This window comes from Gammaproteobacteria bacterium (assembly GCA_016195665.1).
In the GTDB taxonomy this organism is placed as follows: domain Bacteria; phylum Pseudomonadota; class Gammaproteobacteria; order SURF-13; family SURF-13; genus JACPZD01.
Genome location: JACPZD010000001.1, coordinates 193770 through 213484, shown reverse-complemented (window position 1 = coordinate 213484; position 19715 = coordinate 193770). Strand labels below are relative to the sequence as shown.

At 63.4% G+C, this 19715-nt stretch carries 18 protein-coding genes; 16 read left to right on the top strand and 2 right to left on the bottom strand.

Annotated elements, in window-relative coordinates:
• Positions 1–2: 2 nt before the first annotated feature.
• The 15 genes from ftsL (at position 3) to ftsZ (ending at position 17236) form a co-directional block, all read left to right on the top strand.
• Positions 3–320, top strand: coding sequence for a cell division protein FtsL (ftsL, locus tag HY028_01070; GenBank protein MBI3343465.1), 318 nt, complete (start codon positions 3–5; stop codon positions 318–320).
• Positions 317–2113, top strand: coding sequence for a penicillin-binding protein 2 (locus HY028_01065; GenBank protein MBI3343464.1), 1797 nt, complete (start codon positions 317–319; stop codon positions 2111–2113). Before ftsL ends, HY028_01065 begins: the two co-directional genes overlap by 4 nt.
• Entirely contained in the window at positions 2110–2799 is a 690-nt protein-coding gene (locus HY028_01060) for a hypothetical protein (protein ID MBI3343463.1), read from the top strand. The genes HY028_01065 and HY028_01060 overlap by 4 nt, the downstream gene beginning before the upstream one ends.
• A complete protein-coding gene (locus tag HY028_01055; GenBank protein ID MBI3343462.1) occupies positions 2685–3806 on the top strand; it encodes a UDP-N-acetylmuramoyl-L-alanyl-D-glutamate--2,6-diaminopimelate ligase in 1122 nt (373 codons plus the stop codon). The genes HY028_01060 and HY028_01055 overlap by 115 nt, the downstream gene beginning before the upstream one ends.
• A 5-nt stretch (positions 3807–3811) precedes the next feature.
• Positions 3812–5167 carry a UDP-N-acetylmuramoyl-tripeptide--D-alanyl-D-alanine ligase gene (locus HY028_01050; protein ID MBI3343461.1) on the top strand — a complete coding sequence of 452 codons (1356 nt, stop codon included), beginning with the start codon at positions 3812–3814 and terminating at the stop codon, positions 5165–5167.
• On the top strand, positions 5167–6252 hold the full coding sequence (locus HY028_01045) for a phospho-N-acetylmuramoyl-pentapeptide-transferase (protein ID MBI3343460.1): 1086 nt from the start codon (positions 5167–5169) through the stop codon (positions 6250–6252). The genes HY028_01050 and HY028_01045 overlap by 1 nt, the downstream gene beginning before the upstream one ends.
• Positions 6253–6257: 5 nt before the next feature.
• The gene (locus HY028_01040; protein MBI3343459.1) at positions 6258–7676 is read left to right on the top strand and encodes a UDP-N-acetylmuramoyl-L-alanine--D-glutamate ligase; all 1419 of its coding nucleotides are present in this window, start codon (positions 6258–6260) and stop codon (positions 7674–7676) included.
• A 1-nt stretch (position 7677) separates the two neighbouring features.
• Complete coding sequence (gene ftsW / locus HY028_01035) at positions 7678–8919, top strand: putative lipid II flippase FtsW (protein ID MBI3343458.1); 1242 nt, start codon at positions 7678–7680, stop codon at positions 8917–8919.
• Positions 8916–9995: an undecaprenyldiphospho-muramoylpentapeptide beta-N-acetylglucosaminyltransferase gene (gene murG, locus HY028_01030; GenBank protein ID MBI3343457.1), complete on the top strand. Its 1080-nt coding sequence runs from the start codon at positions 8916–8918 to the stop codon at positions 9993–9995. Before ftsW ends, murG begins: the two co-directional genes overlap by 4 nt.
• Positions 9988–11439, top strand: a complete 1452-nt coding sequence (gene murC, locus HY028_01025; GenBank protein ID MBI3343456.1) for a UDP-N-acetylmuramate--L-alanine ligase — start codon at positions 9988–9990, stop codon at positions 11437–11439. Before murG ends, murC begins: the two co-directional genes overlap by 8 nt.
• A gap of 23 nt (positions 11440–11462) precedes the next feature.
• The gene (gene murB, locus HY028_01020; GenBank protein ID MBI3343455.1) at positions 11463–12482 is read left to right on the top strand and encodes a UDP-N-acetylmuramate dehydrogenase; all 1020 of its coding nucleotides are present in this window, start codon (positions 11463–11465) and stop codon (positions 12480–12482) included.
• Positions 12483–12579: 97 nt separating this feature from the next.
• Positions 12580–13548 (top strand): D-alanine--D-alanine ligase, encoded by a 969-nt coding sequence (locus HY028_01015; GenBank protein ID MBI3343454.1) that lies wholly within the window; start codon positions 12580–12582, stop codon positions 13546–13548.
• 31 nt (positions 13549–13579) lie between these two features.
• Entirely contained in the window at positions 13580–14680 is a 1101-nt protein-coding gene (locus tag HY028_01010; protein MBI3343453.1) for a cell division protein FtsQ/DivIB, read from the top strand.
• A 74-nt stretch (positions 14681–14754) separates the two neighbouring features.
• Complete coding sequence (ftsA, locus tag HY028_01005; GenBank protein MBI3343452.1) at positions 14755–15990, top strand: cell division protein FtsA; 1236 nt, start codon at positions 14755–14757, stop codon at positions 15988–15990.
• Positions 15991–16093: 103 nt separating this feature from the next.
• On the top strand, positions 16094–17236 hold the full coding sequence (gene ftsZ, locus HY028_01000; protein MBI3343451.1) for a cell division protein FtsZ: 1143 nt from the start codon (positions 16094–16096) through the stop codon (positions 17234–17236).
• A gap of 29 nt (positions 17237–17265) precedes the next feature.
• Here the strand turns inward: ftsZ and HY028_00995 are convergent, their stop codons facing one another.
• A complete protein-coding gene (locus HY028_00995; protein MBI3343450.1) occupies positions 17266–18012 on the bottom strand; it encodes a ferredoxin--NADP reductase in 747 nt (248 codons plus the stop codon).
• 122 nt (positions 18013–18134) lie between these two features.
• Positions 18135–18500 carry a DUF202 domain-containing protein gene (locus HY028_00990; GenBank protein MBI3343449.1) on the bottom strand — a complete coding sequence of 122 codons (366 nt, stop codon included), beginning with the start codon at positions 18498–18500 and terminating at the stop codon, positions 18135–18137.
• 303 nt (positions 18501–18803) lie between these two features.
• Here HY028_00990 and HY028_00985 point away from each other — a divergent pair, with 303 nt between their 5' ends.
• A complete protein-coding gene (locus HY028_00985) occupies positions 18804–19715 on the top strand; it encodes a UDP-3-O-acyl-N-acetylglucosamine deacetylase (GenBank protein MBI3343448.1) in 912 nt (303 codons plus the stop codon).

The window sequence follows — 19715 nt, the reverse complement described above, 5'->3', positions numbered from 1 at the left end:
AGCTGCGCGCCGCTCACACAGGCTTGGCGCTGGTGGTGCTGGCGACGCTGGCCTCGGCGCTCGGCGTGGTGTATGCCAAACATGAGAATCGTAAATTGTTTATCGAATTACAGGCCTTGCAGGCCGAACGCGACGCGATGAATGTGGAGTGGGGCCAGTTGCAACTCGAGCAGAGCACGCAGGCGACGCATGCGCGGGTGGATGCCGAGGCCCGTGGCCGGCTGGGGATGCGGCCGCCTGACCCCAAGGCGGTCGTCATCATCAGGCCTGTCTCAAGCCCGTCCGAAGGGGCTATTCCACACGGAAGCCGCGAGCCATGAGCCGCCCCAAGCCCACACACGTCTACACCGGCCGCCGCGTTTGGGTGCTTTGCCTGCTCGGCGGCGCTGCGCTGCTGTTGATGTGGCGCGTCGTGGATATACAAGTCTTCAATAAGGCATTTCTACAGGTGCAGGGCGAGGCGCGGCACCTGCGTGTGGTCAGCCTGCCGGTACACCGCGGGGTGATCAGCGACCGCAACGGCGAACCGCTCGCCATCAGCACCCCGGTGGATTCGGTGTGGGTCAACCCGCAGGAGTTGGCCGGTGCGCGCGCCGAGTGGCCGCGGCTCGCCAAGCTGCTGGATTTCTCTGTAAAAGAGTTGGCGCAATTTCTGGATGCCCGCATGGAACGCGAGTTTGTCTATCTCAAACGCCGCGTCACGCCCGGCCTCGCCGGGCAGGTCATGGCCTTGAAGCTGCCGGGTGTGGCCTTGCAGCGCGAGTACCGGCGCTATTATCCGTCCGGCGAAGTGACGGCTCACGTGGTGGGCTTTACCGGCGTCGAGGATAACGGCCAGGAGGGCCTGGAACTCGCCTATGACGCCTGGCTGCGCGGTACGCCCGGCAGCAAGCGCGTCATGCGGGATCGCCTCGGGCGCATCGTGCAGGACGTTGAACAACTGAGCGCGCCCCAGCCCGGCCGCGACATACAACTGAGTCTGGACCGGCGCATCCAGTATCTCGCTTACCGGGAACTCAAATCCGCCGTGCTGGAGCATCACGCGCTATCGGGTTCGGCGGTGATTCTCGATGTGCAGACCGGCGAGGTGCTCGCCATGGTCAACGTGCCCGCCTACAACCCCAACAGTCCCGGCGAGACGCAGGGCGCGCGGCTACGCAACCGTGCGCTGACCGATGTGTTCGAGCCCGGCTCGACCATCAAGCCGTTCACCATCGCCGCGGCGCTGGAGACAGGGCAGTACCGGCCCGATACCCCGATAGACACCGCGCCAGGCGCCTTCAGGGTCGGCCACAAACTGATCCGCGACATGCACGACTACGGCCGGATTGATGTCAGCACCGTGATCCAAAAGTCCAGCAACGTCGGTGCGAGCAAGATCGCTCTCACGATCCCCCCGGAGCGGCTGTGGCGGATGTTCTCGAGTGTGGGTCTGGGGACGCTCAGCGGCAGCGGTTTCCCCGGCGAGGCGAGCGGCCGGCTCAGCTCGCCGCGGAAATGGGGGGAGATCGAGCGCGCCACGCTTTCGTTCGGCTACGGCCTGTCGGTGACCGCCTTGCAACTGGCGCAGGCCTATACCGCATTGGCCAACGACGGCGAGCTGCGGCCGGTATCGCTGCTGCGTGTGGACAACCCTCTGCCCGGCAAGCGGGTGATGCAACCCGGGACCGCAACCGCGGTGCGCGCGATGATGGAGCGGGTAGTCGCCGACGGCGGCACCGGCACCCAGGCGCGCATCCCCGGCTACCGGGTGGCAGGCAAGACCGGCACGGTGCACAAGATCGGAGCGGAAGGCTACGACGCCAATCGTTACCTGTCGCTGTTCGCGGGCATGGCCCCGGCCACGCGGCCGCGGCTGGTCATGGCGGTGATCATCAACGAACCCCAGGGCGATGAGTATTACGGCGGCCTGGTGGCGGCGCCGGTGTTCGCCAAGGTCATGACCGGCGCCCTGCGGCTGCTCGATGTCAGCCCGGACGATCTCCCTTCTTTACAGATCGCTCAATCAAATACGGTGAGGCGTGAGGAGTTAGGCGTGAGGCGTAACAGCTCCTCACCCCTCACTCCTCACCCCTCACCAGCCGAAGGCCCGGATATGGGTAAGCACGAATGATGGCCGCCTCACGCACCGAGTACGGCACAGGCCTCCGGCTGAGCACGCTGCTCGAAGGCTATGCCCCAGTGAGCCCCACCGACGAGCGCGAGATACTCGGCTTGTCGCTCGACAGCCGCCGCACCCGGCCGGGTGATCTGTTCCTCGCCCAGCAGGGCGGCGCCCGGCACGGCGCGGAATTTATCGAGGATGCCGCGCGCGCAGGCGCAGTGGCGGTGGCGGTGGAATCGAATGCAGCGACTCCAACCGCGCACCACGCAGTGCCGGTGTATGACATCGTCGCCCTCGGTCAAAAAATCGGGCACATCGCCGCGCGCTTTTACGGCCACCCCAGTCATAACCTCACCGTCATCGGCGTCACCGGCACCAACGGCAAGACCTCGGTCACGCATTTTCTGGCGCAGGCGCTTTCAGATACTGTGAGGCGTGAGGAGTCAGGAGTGACAGTGAGGCGTGAGGAGTCAGGAGTGACAGTGAGGCGTGAACCCCTCACCCCTCACCGGCCGAAGGCCCCTCACCCCTCACCCCTCACCCCTCACCGGCCGAAGGCCTGTGCGGCCTCATCGGCACCTTGGGGAGCGGGCTGTATGGTCGCTTGGAGAGTGGTAGCCATACCACTCCTGATGCGGTTACGTTGCAGGCCCTGCTTGCGCAATTGCACGAACGCGGCGCGCCGAATGTGGTGATGGAGGTCTCCTCGCACGGGCTCGAGCAGGGGCGGGTGAACGGTGTGGAATTCGATATCGCCGTGTTCACTAATTTGAGCCGCGACCATCTGGACTATCACCCCGATATGACGGCCTATGGCGCGGCGAAGCGCCGGCTGTTTCAGATGCCGGGTCTGCGTCACGCCGTGATCAACTGTGACGATGACTTCGGCCGCGAGTTGCTAAGCACTCTTCCCAAGGGAGTCGAGCCGTTGGCGTTTGGTCTATCGGCGTATGACGTTGCGGGTATCGCGCAGGTGCGCGGGCTGAATCTCCGCCTGCACAGTCAGGGACTGTCGCTGGATGTCGAAAGTCCGTGGGGCGCCGGCCGCCTCGAGAGTGCGCTGCGGGGCCGCTTCAATGCGAGCAACCTGCTCGCGGCGCTGTCGGTCTTGTTGACGATGGGTGTGCCGCTCGCTGACGCGCTGCAACGCCTCTCCCGTGTAAGCCCGGTGCCGGGGCGGATGGAGCTCATCGCGGGCCGGCCCGGTCAGCCAACGGTGATAGTGGACTATGCCCACAGCCCTGACGCGTTGCAACAGGCCCTCGCGGCGGTGCGCGAGCATAGCACGGGCAGGCGCGTGTGGTGCGTGTTCGGCTGCGGCGGCGGGCGTGACCGCGGCAAACGCCCCTTGATGGGCGCGATCGCGGAACGCTATGCCGATTTTGTGGTGGTTACCGATGACAATCCGCGTCATGAAGATCCGGTCGGCATCGTGGCCGAGATCCTGGCGGGCATGGTTAATCCCTATGCGGTGTATGTGCGCCGCGACCGGGCCGAAGCACTGGCCTTCGCCATCCGTCACGCCGGACCCGCCGACATCATCCTGGTCGCAGGAAAGGGTCATGAAGATTATCAACTGATCGGCGCCGAGAAGATACCGTTCAGCGACCGCGAGCAGGCGGCCAAACTACTCGCGATGGGCAGGGACGCCCAAGTGTCGCGGGGGCAGGACGCCCAAGAGCGACCCGCGAGGGAGAGATGATCCGCATGCATCTCTCCGAGGCCGCAAGGGTATTGGAAGCCAAACACGTGGGCCGGGATGCGGGGTTCGCCGGGGTGAGCACCGACAGCCGCGCCTTGGAGCGGGATAATTTATTCGTCGCGCTGCACGGCCCGCACTTCGACGGCCACGCCTTTTTAGATCAGGCCATGCAGCGCGGCGCGGCGGCGGCGCTGGTGGATCGCGCCGTCGAGACGGCGCTGCCGAGCTTGCGCGTGCAGGATACCCGCACCGGTTTGGGCCAGTTGGCGGCCGCTTGGCGGGCGCGTCACACGATGCCGCTGGTGGCGGTCACGGGCAGCAACGGCAAGACCACGGTCAAGGAAATGATCGCGGCGATACTGGGCCAGCGCGGTCCGCTGCTGGTGACGCAAGGCAATCTCAACAACGACATCGGCATGCCGCTGACCCTGCTGCGCCTGGAGCGCACACACCGCCACGCGGTGATTGAGATGGGCGCCAATCACCCCGGCGAGATCAGCTATCTCACCCGCATCGCCCGCCCTACCGTGGCGCTCATCACCAACGCGGGGCCCGCGCACCTGGAGGGTTTCGGCAGCATCGAGGGCGTAGCGCGCGCCAAGGGCGAGATCTATCAAGGTTTGAGCATGGACGGTATTGCGGTCATCAACAGCGATGATGTTTATGCGCCGCTGTGGCGCGAGTTGGCGGACGCACATCGGATGATTACCTTCGGTTTGCAGGCGTCGGCCGATGTCCGCGCCGAGTGGCGACAGGAGAGCAGCGGCAGTGCGCTGCAACTCTCGATGCCTGAAGGTGCGACGGAAGTGAGGCTGTCGCTGCCCGGCCGGCACAACGTGATGAACGCGCTGGCCGCCGCTGCCGCGGCCTTGGCGGCAGGGGCCGCGTTGTCCGACATCAAAAAGGGACTGGAGGCGATGCGGCCGGTGCACGGGCGTCTCGAACGGACGACGGGGATCAAAGGCGCGGAACTGATAGACGACACCTATAACGCCAACCCGGCGTCTTTGCAGGCGGCGCTGGACGTGCTGGCTGCGTGCGCTACACGCAAGTGGCTGGTGCTGGGCGATATGGGCGAACTCGGCGAAGACGCCGCCGCGCTGCATGAACAGGCCGGAGAGTGGGCGCGCGCCGCGGGCGTGGAGGCGCTGTACGCGACCGGCGAGTTGAGCCGTCACGCGGCGCGAACATTCGGGGCCGGGTCCGAACATTTTGCGAACCACGCCGCATTGATTGCCGCATTGACCGGGAGGCTTGAGCGCGAGAACGGCGGAGTGACGATATTGGTCAAGGGTTCGCGCAGTGCGCACATGGAAGAAGTCGTTGCCGCTCTCGGCCGCTTCGCGGGAGCCACTGCCTGATGCTCGTCTACCTCTTTCAATATCTGGCGAAGAGCCACTCATTCTTCAATGTCTTCAGTTACATCACGCTGCGCGCCATCCTCGGCACACTCACCGCGCTGGCGATCTCGCTCTTGCTGGGACCGGCCGTGATCCGGCGTTTGAGTCTGCACCAGATCGGGCAGCAGGTACGCGACGACGGCCCGCAGAGTCATCTCAGCAAGAGCGGTACCCCGACCATGGGCGGCGCGCTGATTCTGATCTCCATCGTCATCAGCACGTTATTGTGGGCCAATCTCGATAACCGTCACGTCTGGCTGGTGCTGGTCATCACGGTGGTGTTCGGTCTGATCGGCGGCGTGGATGACTATCTCAAGCTGGTGCACAAGCGCTCCAAGGGTTTGTCCGCGCGCTCCAAGTATCTTTGGCAGTCGGTTGCGGGTCTCGCCGCGGCGATCTTTCTTTATGCCACCGCGCAACTACCCGCAGAGACCGAACTGATCGTGCCGTTCTTCAAGCACGTCGCGCTGCCGCTGGGGGCGGTGGGTTTTGTGCTGTTCAGCTATTTCGTGATTGTGGGGACGAGCAACGCGGTAAATCTCACCGACGGCCTGGACGGGCTCGCCATCCTCCCCACGGTGATGGTAGCGGCGGCGCTCGGGATCTTCGCCTATTCGAGCGGCCATGTAATCTTCTCCAAGTATCTCGGCATTCCTTACATCCCTGGTGCGGGCGAACTGGTGGTGTTTTGCGGTGCGATGGTCGGGGCTGGATTGGGCTTTCTGTGGTTCAACACCTATCCCGCGCAGGTCTTCATGGGCGACATCGGGGCGCTTGGCCTGGGCGCGGCGCTGGGTCTGCTCGCCGTCATCGTGCGCCAGGAACTGGTGCTGTTCATCATGGGCGGGGTGTTTGTGATTGAGACCTTGTCGGTCATTCTGCAAGTCGCCTCGTTCAAGCTCACCGGTAAACGCATCTTCCGCATGGCGCCGCTGCATCATCACTTCGAACTCAAGGGCTGGCCCGAGCCGCGCGTGATCGTGCGCTTTTGGATCATCACCGTGGTGTTGGTGTTGACGGGTTTGGCGACATTGAAGCTGAGATGATAGGAATGGCGCACAAAACTACGCCTGCAAGCACTCTCCCGCTGGAGGCAGGGAGTCGCGCCACTCCGGGTGAAGGCCGCACAGTGATTGTGGGCCTCGGCAAGACCGGGCTCTCCAGCGCACGCTTCCTGGCGCGGCGCGGGGTGCCGGTGCTGGTCACCGACAGCCGTTTGCAACCGCCGGGTCTGCACGAGTTGCAGCAGGAATTGCCCGAGGTGCCGGTCTCACTGGGCGGTTTCAACAGCGAGGCCCTGCAGCGCGCCGAACAGATCCTGATCAGCCCCGGCGTGTGGCTGCGCGAACCGGCGGTCGCCGCCGCCGTGGCGCGCGGCACGCCGGTGATCGGTGACATCGAGCTGTTCGCGCGCTACGCGCGCGCGCCGGTCATCGCCATCACCGGCGCCAACGGCAAGAGCACCGTCACCACGCTGGTCGGCGCGATGGCGGCGCGCGCCGGTCTCGATGTGCGGGTGGGCGGCAACCTCGGTACGCCCGCGCTGGATTTGCTCAACGACATAGAGCCCGATCTCTATGTGCTGGAGCTCTCCAGCTTCCAGCTCGAAACCACCCGCAGTCTCGATGCCGCGGCCGGCGTGGTGCTCAACATCAGCCCCGACCACATGGATCGCTACGGCGATCTTTCGGAATACGCGCGCGCCAAGCAGCGCGTCTACCGCGGACACGGTGTGATGGTCATCAACCGCGACGACCCGCAGGTGAGCGCGATGGTTGAGCCGGGACGGCGGCAACTGGGTTTTACGCTGGGTGCGCCGCACGGAGAGGACTTCGGACTCACTGAGCGTGGTGGCGAAGCCTGGCTCAGTCACGGCGCGCGTCATCTCATCGCAGTGCGCGAGGTGCGTATCCAGGGCAGCTACAATATTGCTAACGCCCTGGCCGCCCTCGCCCTGGGCCACGCTATGGATATACCGCTCGCCGCGATGCTCGATACGCTGCGCGAATTTCCCGGTCTGCCGCATCGCAGTCAGTGGGTAGCGGAACAAAACGGCGTGCGTTGGGTGAACGACTCCAAGGGCACTAATGTGGGTGCGACCACCGCGGCCCTGCAAGGTTTGGCCGCAACACTCGGCGATGGCCGCATCGTGCTGATCGCCGGCGGCGAGGGCAAGGACGCAGACTTTACCGTACTGCGCGCGCCGGTGTATGCGCACGCCCGCGCCGTGGTGCTGATCGGCCGCGATGCATCTCTCATCGAATCTGCGCTCAAGGACTGCGCGTTCATCAGTCGCGCCACCGGCATGAAAGACGCGGTGAGGCAGGCCGCGCGCCTCGCCCAGCCGGGTGACGCCGTACTGCTGTCACCGGCCTGCGCCAGTTTTGATATGTACAGCGGCTACGCCGGACGCGGGCAAATATTCATGGACGAAGTAGCGGGTTATCTGAAATCCGGGAGACGTGATTAGTATGCGTGCCCGCGCGGCCATTTCCAACGACCAGCTCCCCAGGCCCGACTACACGCTACTCAGTGTGGCCGTCCTATTGCTGGGGTTGGGGCTGGTGATGGTGATGTCCACCACCATCACGGCGGCCGACCGGCAGTTGGGCCAGCCCTTTTATTATCTGTTGCGTCAGGCCGCCTATCTCGGCGTGGGATTGATGATCGCTCTCGGCGTTTCCTCCATTCGCCTGGTGTATTGGGAAAGGCTGGGACCGGTGTTGTTGCTGGCGGGACTTGTATTGCTGTTCCTGGTGCTCATCCCGGGCATCGGGAAAGAAGTAAACGGCAGCCACCGTTGGCTCGCGCTCGGGCCGGTCAAATTCCAGCCTTCGGAGCTGGTCAAGCTCATCGTGGTGGTGTATCTCGCCGGTTATTTGGTGCGGCACGGCAATCTGGTGCGCACCACCATTACCGGCTTCCTCGCCCCGATGGGGCTGATCGCGTTTATCGCCGTGGTGCTGTTGATGGAGCCCGACTTCGGCGCCGCCGTGGTGATTACCGCAACCGCACTCGGCCTCATGTTTCTTGGCGGTGTGCGGTTGTGGCTGTTTGGGGTGCTTGTCGCCATGGCCGGCGCCGCGCTCGGCGTGCTGGCGTTCGCCGCGCCCTATCGTATGGAACGCCTGACCGCCTTTTTGAATCCCTGGGCCGACCCGTTCAACAGCGGCTTTCAACTCACTCAGGCCCTGATCGCCTTCGGGCGCGGCGAATGGTGGGGTGTCGGTCTCGGCGCCAGCATCCAGAAATTGTTTTATCTCCCCGAGGCGCACACCGATTTTCTGTTCGCGGTGCTGGCCGAGGAACTGGGACTGGCGGGGGCGATGGCCGTGATACTGCTGTTTACTCTGCTGGTGTGGCGCGCCTTTGCGTTGGGGCGCCGTGCCGAACTCACCGGGCATCGCTTCGCCGCCTATCTCGCCTATGGCTTGGGCTTGTGGATTGCGCTGCAGTCGTTCATCAACATCGGCGTCAACATGGGGCTGCTCCCCACCAAGGGGCTCACCCTGCCGCTGTTGAGTTACGGCGGCAGCAGTCTGGTAGTGAGCTGCATAGCGCTGGCATTGTTGTGGCGCATAGACTATGAACTGCGCGAACCGCCGCGGCTGCGCGCGAGACGGGCGCCGGTCGCTCCTGGACGTCCTGTCCCCGCGACACTTGGGCGTCCTTGCCCATCGGAAACTTTCCGGCAGGAGGCGCGCGCATTATGACTATGCGCGTACTCATCATGGCGGGCGGCACCGGCGGACACGTCTTCCCCGCCCTGGCCGTGGCGGAAGAATTAAAAAAACAAGGTCACGAAGTATTGTGGCTTGGTACGCACGCGGGGCTGGAGGCCAAGGTGATTCCGCCCACCGGCATTCCGCTCGCCTTTATCTCCATCAGCGGGCTGCGCGGAAAGGGCTGGTGGAGCTGGTTGCTGGCTCCTTATAAACTGGGCATCGCCTTTTTGCAAAATCTCTTCGTGTTGATAAAACTCAAGCCCAGCGTGGTGTTGGGTATGGGCGGCTTCGTCGCCGGGCCGGGCGGGTTCAGCGCCTGGCTGCTGGACAAGGCGCTCGTCATCCACGAACAAAACGCCGTCGCGGGCCTCACCAACCGCTGGCTGGCCCCGCTGGCCGACAAGGTGCTGGAGGCCTTCCCCGGCAGCCTGGCGAAAAAATACCACCCTGTTCATACCGGCAATCCGGTGCGCGCCGCCATCACGCAGGTGCTTAACCCCGAGCAGCGCCTTGGCGGACGTAGCGGTGCGCTGCGGCTGCTGGTGCTGGGCGGCAGCTTGGGTGCGCGGGTGCTGAATGAAACACTCCCCTTGGCCTTGCAACAGTTGCGCGAACACTGCGCCATCGAGATCTGGCATCAAGCGGGTGCCGGGCACATTGAGGATGCGCAAAGCCGCTATGCCGCAGCGGGTATCACGGCACGCATCGTCCCTTTCATCGAAGACATGGCCGAGGCCTACGCGTGGGCGGATCTCGTCGTGTGCCGGGCGGGCGCCCTGACCATTGCCGAACTCACCTGCGCGGGGCTCGCATCTATATTAGTGCCGTATCCGTTCGCCGCCGACGATCATCAAACCGCCAATGCGCGTTATCTGGAACAGCACGGCGCGGCGTGTCTGCTCCCGCAGGATAAACTCACGCCCGCCTCACTCGCCGAGTTGCTCAAGACCTTGTGTAACGCGCGGCAACGCCTGCTGGAAATGGCTCAGGCCGCACGACGTCTGGCCCGGCCCGAGGCCGCGGCGCGGGTCGCGGAACTGTGTCTGGAGGCACATCATGCCTGAGCGGCGTTTGCGCATGGGTCACACCCAACACATACACTTCGTCGGCATCGGCGGCGCGGGCATGGGCGGCATCGCCGAGGTGCTGATCAATTTGGATTACACCGTGTCCGGCTCCGACATCCATGAAAACGCCGTGACCCGCCGTCTCGCAGCAAAGGGCGCGCGCGTCGCCATCGGTCATGACGCGCGTCACGTCGCCGACGCGGACGTGGTGGTCGTCTCCACGGCCGTCGGCGATGACAATCCGGAGGTGAGTGCCGCGCGCAGCCGTCGTATCCCGGTGATTCCGCGCGCCGAGATGCTGGCCGAGCTGATGCGCTTCCGTTACGGCATCGCGGTCGCCGGCACCCACGGCAAGACGACCACCACGAGCCTCATTGCCAGCCTGCTCGCCGAGGGCGGGCTCGACCCCACCTTCGTGATCGGCGGACGCTTGAACAGCGCGGGGACACACGCGCGCTTGGGCGCGGGGCAGTATCTGGTGGCCGAGGCCGACGAGAGCGACGCCTCGTTCCTGTACCTCCAGCCGATGGTCGCGGTGGTCACCAATATAGACGCCGATCACATGGAGACCTATGGCGGTGATTTCAACAAACTGCGCCAGACCTTTGTTGAATTTCTCCATCACCTGCCCTTTTACGGCCTCGCGGTGCTGTGCCTGGACGACCCGGTGGTCCGCGAGATATTGCCGCAGGTGTCGCGGCCGGTGTTGACCTACGGCTTCAGTGACGATGCCGACGTGCGCGCGAGCGAGATTCGGCAAGACCGCGCCTGCACACACTTCTCGGTGAGACGTCTTTCGGCGAATGATCTGCACGTCACGCTGAACATGCCGGGTGAGCACAATGTATTGAACGCCCTGGCCGCCATCAGCGTCGCGCAGGAACTCGGCGTGTCCGACGCCGCGATTCAAAAAGGTCTCGCTAACTTTCAGGGCATCGGCCGGCGCTTTCAGGTGTACGGCGAGATCGCCACGGCGGCGGGCGAGGTCATGCTGATTGACGACTATGGCCATCACCCGCGCGAGATCGCCGCGACCCTGCAGGCGATCCGCGCCGGCTGGCCGGAACGCCGCCTGGTGGTGGCCTTCCAGCCGCACCGCTACACCCGCACCCGCGACCTGCTCGATGACTTCGCCCGCATCCTCTCCGAGGTGGATGTGCTGGTGCTGTGCGAGGTCTATCCCGCCGGCGAGACGCCCATCGCAGGGGCCGACGGCCGCGCCCTGGCCCGCGCCATCCGCGCGCGCGGCAAGAACGAACCGGTGCTGGTGGAACGCGCGGCCGACCTGCCAGAAGTTATCCCCGGCCTGCTGCATGCCGGGGACATAGTGCTCACCCTGGGCGCAGGCGACATCGGCGCGGTGGCGGCCGCGCTGCCGCAACAACTGGCGGCGATCACTCCCTTCGGCAAACGCGGGGGAAGAAAAACCAACAACTCATGAATGCATTGCGTGAACATCCGGAAATGAAGACGGCGACGCTTGTGTTGCGCGGGACCTTACGCGAGAACGAGCCCATGGCACGCCACACCAGTTGGCGTGTGGGCGGTCCTGCGCAACACTTTTTTCAGCCTGCCGATATGGACGATCTCGCCGTGTTTTTAAGGCAACTGCCGGAGACCGAGCTGGTGTCGTGGCTGGGGCTGGGCAGCAATCTATTGGTGCGCGACGGCGGCCTGCGCGGCGCGGTGATCGCGGTGAGCGGCCTGCTCAATCGCCTGGAACAGACCGGCCCGCACACGGTGCGCGCCGAGGCGGGTGTCACCTGCGCCAAGGTCGCGCGCTACAGCGCGCGTCTGGCTTTAAGCGGCGCGGAATTTTTGGCCGGCGTTCCCGGCACGATGGGCGGGGCGCTCGCCATGAACGCGGGCGCCTTCGGCGGCGAGACTTGGCAGATCGTAAAGGCGGTCGAGACCATGGACCGGCAGGGTGCGATCCGAAAGCGCACCCCCCAGGATTTCGAGATCGGCTACCGGCATGTGGTCTTAAGGACAGTGACGGGTGAGGAGTTAGGAGTGAGGGGTAACACCTCACGCCTCACGCCTCACGCCTCACTTGCCGAAGGCGCCTCACGCCTCACGCCTCACGCAGAAGAGTGGTTCGTCGCCGCCGAGTTGCAGTTGCAAACCGGCGAGCGCGAAACGGCGGAAGCGCGCATCAAGGAATTGCTGGAGAAGCGCAACCTCACCCAGCCCACCCATCAACCCAGCGCCGGATCGGTGTTCCGCAATCCGCCCGGTGATCATGCGGCGCGCCTGATTGAGGCCTGCGGGCTCAAGGGTTTTTGCATCGGTGGGGCGTGCGTCTCCGAGAAACACGCCAACTTCATCATCAACACCGGCAACGCCAGCGCAGCGGACATTGAGGCGCTGATCGCAAAGATTGCCGGCACCGTTGAGCAACAGCGAGGCGTGCGCCTTATCCCAGAGGTGCGCATCGTGGGGGAGAGACCGCCCGAATCTCCTGGTCGCGGAGTGGGCCCGTGAACCAGGCGGTCTCTCCCTCATCCGGCCCTACGGGCCACCTTCTCCCGCAAGTGGGAGAAGGAAGACAGAGCGGCCTTCGGCCGCCCGTGGGTAGCGCATGAGCAACGCGATACATGCACGCGATTTCGGCAAGGTCGCGGTGCTCATGGGCGGATTGTCCGCCGAGCGTGAGGTTTCGCTCAAGAGCGGCGCCCGCGTGCATGAAGCACTACGCACGCAGGGTATGGATGCGCACGCCATAGATGCCGGTGAGGATGTGCTGCATGTTTTGCAAAACGGACATTTTGATCGGGCGTTTATCGCTTTGCATGGGCGTGGCGGTGAAGACGGCACGCTGCAAGGCGCCCTGGAGATGCTGGGAATTCCCTACACCGGGAGTGGCGTGCTGGGCTCGGCGTTGGCCATGGACAAGCTGCGCTGTAAATATGCCTGGCTCGGCGCGGGATTGCCGACGCCGGGGTTCGTCGTGCTCGATGCGCGCAGCGATCTCAACGCCGCCGTCAAGACCCTGGGCCTGCCGCTTATCGTGAAACCGGCGAATGAGGGCTCCAGCATCGGCATCACCAAGGTCACCGCAGTCGCCCAATTGGCGGACGCCCGGAGCGCCGCCGCCCGTTACGACCACACCGTGATCGCCGAGCGTTGCATAGAAGGCCCCGAGTACACGGCGAGCCTGCTCGGCGCCGAGGCGCTGCCGCTGATCCGCCTGGAGACGCCGCACGCTATTTACGATTACGACGCCAAATACCATGCCGACACTACTCGTTACTTTTGTCCCTGCGGCTTACCGGCTGAACAGGAACAGGCATTCCGGCAACTCGCCCTGCGCGCGTTCGAGGTGTTGGGGTGCAGCGGCTGGGGGCGGGTGGATTTTTTATGCGACGCGGCCGGCAAGCCGTGGCTGATAGAGGCCAACACCGTGCCCGGCATGACCGACCACAGCCTGGTGCCGATGGCGGCGCGCGCCGCGGGGATCAGTTTCGAGGCGCTGGCATGGCGCATTTTGGAAGCTACGCTCAGCACATCGAGCAGGTCGCTCCTGCGCGTCCTGCGCCCGCGACATTAGTATGTCCCTATACGTCAGAGGAAGAACCGTTATGTCTCGTAATGCCGTCAGAGATCACCGTCACATTGAACATGCCCCCATTCGTTTGGATGCAGGCTCTGCGAATAACGACGTGGAACCTGTCCTGAGCGACGTCGAAGAACCCATCCAGCGTTCGGTGCGTGAGTTCAGGGGTGTACCTCATAAGGCCGACGATGGGCAGGGACGCCCAAGTGTCGCGGGGAAAGGACGTCCAGGAGCGACCGCCGCCGACGGGATCGAACATCTCGCGCCGGATTACCCATGGCCGAACAGGCGTCCGGATCGTCCTTCAGAGGCGGCGGTCGCTCCCGGCGTCCTGCCTCCCGCGACATTAGTACGTACCAATACGTCACGGGAGGCGGAGCACTCTCCGTTACTCACGCAGCGCATCCCGGCACAGGCTGAGTCCAGCCCGGTGCTACGACGGGTACTTACGGGGCTGTTGGCCGCGGCGCTGCTCGCCGGGGCGACATGGGGGATCGTCACACTGCGCGATCCCGCGACGCTACCGATTAGAGCAGTCAAGGTCGAGGGTCGCTTTACCCATGTAACCGCCCAGGCCCTGCAGCAGGCCGTCGCGGACGCGGCGACGGGCGGCTTCCTTAGTGTGGATGTGGACGCTATCCGGCGCGCCGCCCTGAGCCTTCCGTGGGTGCACAGCGTCGGTGTGCGGCGCGTGTGGCCGGATACGCTGCGCCTCACCGTCACCGAACAGACCGCCGTCGCGCGCTGGGGCGAGCAGAGCCTAATTAATTCCAATGGCGATGTCTTTACACCCGACCCCTCCAGCTTCCCGCCCGGTTTACCGGAACTGCGCGGGCCGGCGGGGACGGAGGACGCCGTGCTCAGCCGGTACCGCGCCATGAATGAGATCCTCGCCCCCTTGAAGCTGCGCATCACGCGCATGGAGCTGGATGAGCGACGCGCATGGCGTCTTTCTATGGACGGCGGCATGGAGCTCGTGCTCGGCCGCGAGCAGGCCGAGGAGCGCCTGCAACGCTTCATCAATATTTACCCGGCGCTGCAGGCCGCCGAGCCGCCGGGGATCGCGCGGGTGGACATGCGTTACAGCAACGGCTTTGCACTGCAACGAAAGGTAGTGACGAATTAAGTAGGGTCGAATTTATTCGACCAAATGAAAGGGTAAGACCGAATTCATTCGGCCAACGTAACGGAGAAAGAGGGATGTCGAAGAAGACTGAAAAAGACCTGATTGTCGGCCTGGATATCGGCACCTCCAAGGTAGTCGCCATCGTCGGCGAAATCACACCCGGCAACCAGATCGAGATCATCGGCATCGGCTCGCACCCGTCGCGCGGCCTCAAGAAGGGGGTGGTGGTCAACATCGAATCCACCGTGCAGTCCATCCAGCGCGCAGTGGAAGAGGCGGAGCTGATGGCCGGCTGCCGCATCCATTCGGTCTATGCGGGCATCGCCGGCAGCCACATACGCAGCCTCAATTCGCACGGCATCGTGGCGATCAGCGACAGGGAAGTCAGCGCGACCGACGTGGAGCGCGTGGTGGAGGCGGCGCGCGCAGTGGCCATCCCGGCCGATCAGAAGATCCTGCACGTGCTGCCGCAGGAATTCATCATAGACAACCAGGAAGGCATCCGCGAGCCGATCGGCATGTCGGGCGTGCGCCTGGAGGCCAAGGTGCACATCGTCACCGGCGCGGTGAGCGCGGCGCAGAACATCATCAAGTGCGTGCGCCGCTGCGGCCTGGAGGTGGACGAGGTCATCCTCGAACAGCTCGCATCCAGCTACGCCGTGCTTACCGACGACGAAAAAGAGCTGGGCGTATGCCTGGTGGATATCGGCGGCGGCACCACCGACATCGCCGTATTCTGCGAGGGCGCCATCCGCCACACCGCCGTCATCCCCATCGCCGGCGACCAGGTCACCAATGACATCGCCGTCGCGCTGCGCACGCCCACCCAGTTCGCCGAAGAGATCAAGATCAAATACGCCTGCGCACTGACGCAACTCGCGCTCGCCGACGAGACCATCGAAGTGCCGGGCGTCGGGGATCGTCCCTCGCGCAGGCTCGCGCGCCAGACCCTGGCTGAGGTCGTCGAGCCCCGCTTGGAAGAACTGTTCACCCTGATCCAGGCCGAATTGCGGCGCAGCGGCTTCGAAGATCTTATGGCCGCGGGCGTCGTGCTCACCGGCGGCAGTTCCAAGATCGAGGGCGCGGTGGAGCTGGCCGAAGAAATCTTTCATATGCCGGTGCGTCTCGGTATTCCCCAATATGTCGTCGGCCTGGTGGACGTGGTGCGCAACCCCATCCACGCCACCGGCGTCGGTTTGCTGTTATTCGGTCAGCAGCAGAAACACAGCGGCAAGAGCGAGACCAAGAGCGGGCTGGGAATGAAAGGAATGTGGGCGCGGATGCGGAGTTGGTTTCAGGGGAATTTTTAGAGACAGGATTTAGTGATTAGGGGTCAGGGAAAAACACTTCAGCCCTCACCCCCTAGATCCCGACAGCAGATTATTTAACGACGAATCACATAGGAGAAATGCCATGTTTGAACTAGTAGACACCTACACACCCAATGCCGTCATCAAGGTTATCGGCGTCGGCGGCGGTGGCGGCAACGCCGTACAGCACATGGTTACGGCGAACATCGAGGGCGTGGATTTCATCTGCGCCAACACCGATGCGCAGGCATTGCGCAACTCCTCGGCGCGCACCGCCTTGCAGTTGGGCGCCACCATCACCAAGGGCCTGGGCGCCGGGGCCAATCCCGAGGTCGGCCGTCAGGCGGCGATGGAGGATCGTGAACGCATCATCGAAGTGATCGAGGGCGCCGACATGATCTTCATCACAGCCGGCATGGGCGGCGGCACCGGCACCGGCGGCGCGCCGGTCGTCGCGCAGATCGCCCGCGAGTTGGGCATCCTGGTGGTCGCGGTGGTCACCAAACCGTTCCCCTTCGAGGGTAACCGGCGCTTGCAGACGGCCGAGAACGGCATCAAGGAGCTGAGTCAATACGTGGACTCGCTCATCACCATCCCCAACGAAAAGCTGCTCTCCGTGCTCGGCAAAAACATCAGCATGATCGAGGCCTTCAAGGCCGCCAACAATGTCCTTTTGGGCGCGGTGCAGGGCATCGCCGAACTCATCACGCGGCCCGGGCTCATCAACGTGGACTTCGCCGACGTGCGCACCGTGATGTCCGAGATGGGCATGGCCATGATGGGTTCCGGCGCGGCGCGCGGTGAAGACCGGGCGCGCAAGGCCGCCGAGGCCGCCATCGCCAGCCCGCTCCTTGAGAACATCAGCCTCGCCGGGGCGCGCGGCATCCTCGTCAACATCACCGCCGGCATGGACATGTCCATCGGCGAATTCGACGAGGTGGGCAACACCGTCAAAGACCTCGCCTCGGAAAACGCCACCATCGTGGTCGGCACCGTGCTCGACCCGGAGATGAACGATGAACTGCGTGTCACCGTGGTCGCCACCGGCCTCGGCGCCGGCGAGAAATTCGACGAGCGCCCGATCAAGTTAGTGCAGCGCAACACCAGCGGCATGGTGGACTACGGCCAGTTAGACCGTCCCACCGTCATCCGTAACCAGGCCGCGGGCGAGCGCCATGCAGTAGGTCAGGATGCCAATCTCGACTATCTCGACGTACCGGCCTTTTTGCGGCGTCAGGCGGATTGAGGTCCATCCTGAGTAAAAAAACCGTGTATTTACTCGCTGCGAACCACAAAGGCCTTTTCCGTGGTGAAATTGCCAACGCCGCGGTGTGTGGTTAGAGTCCAGCCGTGATGCTCAAGGTAGGTGCTCATTTCCTTGTTCATGTCGGGATTACCGCAAATCATCACCCGGTCATGTTCCGGATCGGCCTGCGGCAGGCCGAGTTTAGTGAACAGTTCTCCGGTGCGGAACAGATCGGCGCCGCGCTGCGGTGTCGGAAAGGGTTCCCGTGTCACGGTCGGGACATAAAGCAGGCGCTCATTGGTCAGCGCCTCAATTTCGGCCCTGTAGGCCAACTCGGGAACGGTGCGCACCGTGTGGACCAGAATGACCCGCTCGAAGGCCTCGTAAACCGCCGGGTCGCGGATCAGGCACATGAACGGGGCCAGCCCGGTGCCGCTCGCCATCAGATAGAGGTTGCGTCCAGGCCGTATGTACTTCAGCGTGAGAGAGCCGGTGGCCTTGCTGTTGACCCAGACCGTATCGCCTTCGCGCACCTGCGCCAGGCGGCTGGTCAGCGGACCCTCCGGCACGTGAATGCTCAAGAACTCCAGATAATCGGCGTCGTTGGTTGACACAATCGAATAGGCGCGTGAAATGAGCTTGCCCTCGGGCCGCAGGCCGATCGTAACGAACTCCCCATTCTCAAACTGGAAGTCGCTCGGCCGGGTCGTGGTCAGGCTGAAGGTTTTATCCGACCATTTACGGACGGAGGTGACGCGTTGTTCGGAGTACGGCACTGCTGGATTCCTCGTATAGGTTCGGTTCACTGCACTGAACTTACATTTTAAACGATTTAATAGGTTCCTTCATCTGATTAAGGTCATTCCCTTGCCTTATCCAGTATCATTTGGGCAACAGGTCATGCAAAAGCCAAGTAAGCGGCTAATAGGAACCCACTGATGGCAAGGGCCGCAGCAAGAAAAGAGGTGAGCCACGGCAATGGCAACCGAGGGATGTCGCCAGGCGGCAGGGACCGCACATAGATTCTGTGATTATGCAGGGCGGTGGCGATCGAGATTGAGCCGAGAATTACCAAGACGATGCCGATCGCGCTAGATACCCAATGCGCTTGGGTCCCATCAGCCGGAACATGCGCCGCCGGCGCGAGAGTAAGAAGAAGGCCGAACCGCGCAACTATGAAGCCTAGAGCAATGATCGTAAGCCCGGACCGAATCCACGCGAGAAGTGTGCGCTCAGAGGCAAAGAATACGCGAGGGTCCGACATAGGGTATTGTTTTGCGACGTTAGCGAGCGATTCTTTCAAATTAAATTTAAAAACCAATATCTTATGTTGATTACGCAAGCGCAACTTCAGGAAAGATACACCGCTGTACATCCCTGGTCAAACCTAAGCTGTTCGGGTAGGTGCAGAAGGTTAGTCCTCAAAGGCAAGCTATAGGGGTGAGCCCCGGTTGAAGCTATCTACAGTCATATCAACTACTTGGCTAGGCAAAAGGCTTATTTATGTGTTATCATGCTGCTCGGTTATTGCCCTGCATCGCTGTGGGCGACTATCATAAGGCGGCTAATGATAAAACAACGCACACTCAAAAACGTTATCCGGGCGGCAGGCGTCGGCATCCACACCGGTGAAAAGGTCTATCTGACTTTGCGTCCGGCGGCGCCCAATACAGGCATCGTCTTCCGCCGCACGGACTTGTCCCCCCCGGTCGAAATTCCAGCCCGCCCCGAAAACGTGGGCGATACCTCGATGTCCACCACCCTCATGAAGGGCGAGGTGCGCATCTCCACGGTGGAGCACCTGCTCTCCGCCTTGGCAGGTCTCGGTATTGATAACGCCTACGTGGATCTCAGCGCCGCCGAGGTGCCGATCATGGACGGCAGCGCCGGACCGTTTGTGTTTCTGATCCAATCGGCGGGCATCGAAGAGCAAAACGCGCCGAAGCGCTTTATCCGTATCAAGCGTTCCGTCAAGGTTGAAGAGGGCGACAAGTGGGCCCGCTTCGAGCCGTTCGAGGGTTTCAAGGTCTCATTCAGCATAGACTTCGACCATCCGGTGTTCCGCGGCCACAGCCAGGAGGCCACCGTGGACTTCTCCACCACCTCGTTTGTCAAAGAGGTGAGCCGCGCGCGCACCTTCGGCTTTATGCGCGACCTGGAGATGCTGCGCGAAAAGCGCCTGGCCCTCGGCGGCAGTATGGACAACGCCGTCGTCATGGACGATTACCGCATCCTCAACGAGGATGGCCTGCGTTACGAGGACGAATTCGTCAAGCACAAGGTGCTTGACGCGATCGGCGACCTTTACCTATTGGGCCACAGCCTGATCGGCGCCTTCAGCGGCCACAAGTCCGGCCACGCCTTGAACAATCGCCTGTTGCGAGCGCTCACCGCCGACGCGAAAGCATGGGAAGTGGTGACCTTCGAAGACGAGAGCCGCGCGCCGATTTCCTACCTGCACCCGGTCGTCAGTTCGTAG

Excerpts from the sequence above, each read along its gene's own strand:
- HY028_01065 (MBI3343464.1), top strand. The coding sequence starts at position 317 with ATGAGCCGCCCCAAGCCCACACACGTCTACACCGGCCGCCGCGTTTGG.
- HY028_01060 (MBI3343463.1), top strand. The coding sequence starts at position 2,110 with ATGATGGCCGCCTCACGCACCGAGTACGGCACAGGCCTCCGGCTGAGC.
- HY028_01050 (MBI3343461.1), top strand. The coding sequence starts at position 3,812 with ATGCATCTCTCCGAGGCCGCAAGGGTATTGGAAGCCAAACACGTGGGC.
- HY028_01045 (MBI3343460.1), top strand. The coding sequence starts at position 5,167 with ATGCTCGTCTACCTCTTTCAATATCTGGCGAAGAGCCACTCATTCTTC.
- HY028_01040 (MBI3343459.1), top strand. The coding sequence starts at position 6,258 with ATGGCGCACAAAACTACGCCTGCAAGCACTCTCCCGCTGGAGGCAGGG.
- ftsW (MBI3343458.1), top strand. The coding sequence starts at position 7,678 with ATGCGTGCCCGCGCGGCCATTTCCAACGACCAGCTCCCCAGGCCCGAC.
- murG (MBI3343457.1), top strand. The coding sequence starts at position 8,916 with ATGACTATGCGCGTACTCATCATGGCGGGCGGCACCGGCGGACACGTC.
- murC (MBI3343456.1), top strand. The coding sequence starts at position 9,988 with ATGCCTGAGCGGCGTTTGCGCATGGGTCACACCCAACACATACACTTC.
- murB (MBI3343455.1), top strand. The coding sequence starts at position 11,463 with ATGAAGACGGCGACGCTTGTGTTGCGCGGGACCTTACGCGAGAACGAG.
- HY028_01015 (MBI3343454.1), top strand. The coding sequence starts at position 12,580 with ATGAGCAACGCGATACATGCACGCGATTTCGGCAAGGTCGCGGTGCTC.
- HY028_01010 (MBI3343453.1), top strand. The coding sequence starts at position 13,580 with ATGTCTCGTAATGCCGTCAGAGATCACCGTCACATTGAACATGCCCCC.
- ftsA (MBI3343452.1), top strand. The coding sequence starts at position 14,755 with ATGTCGAAGAAGACTGAAAAAGACCTGATTGTCGGCCTGGATATCGGC.
- ftsZ (MBI3343451.1), top strand. The coding sequence starts at position 16,094 with ATGTTTGAACTAGTAGACACCTACACACCCAATGCCGTCATCAAGGTT.
- HY028_00990 (MBI3343449.1), bottom strand. The coding sequence starts at position 18,500 with ATGTCGGACCCTCGCGTATTCTTTGCCTCTGAGCGCACACTTCTCGCG.
- HY028_00985 (MBI3343448.1), top strand. The coding sequence starts at position 18,804 with ATGATAAAACAACGCACACTCAAAAACGTTATCCGGGCGGCAGGCGTC.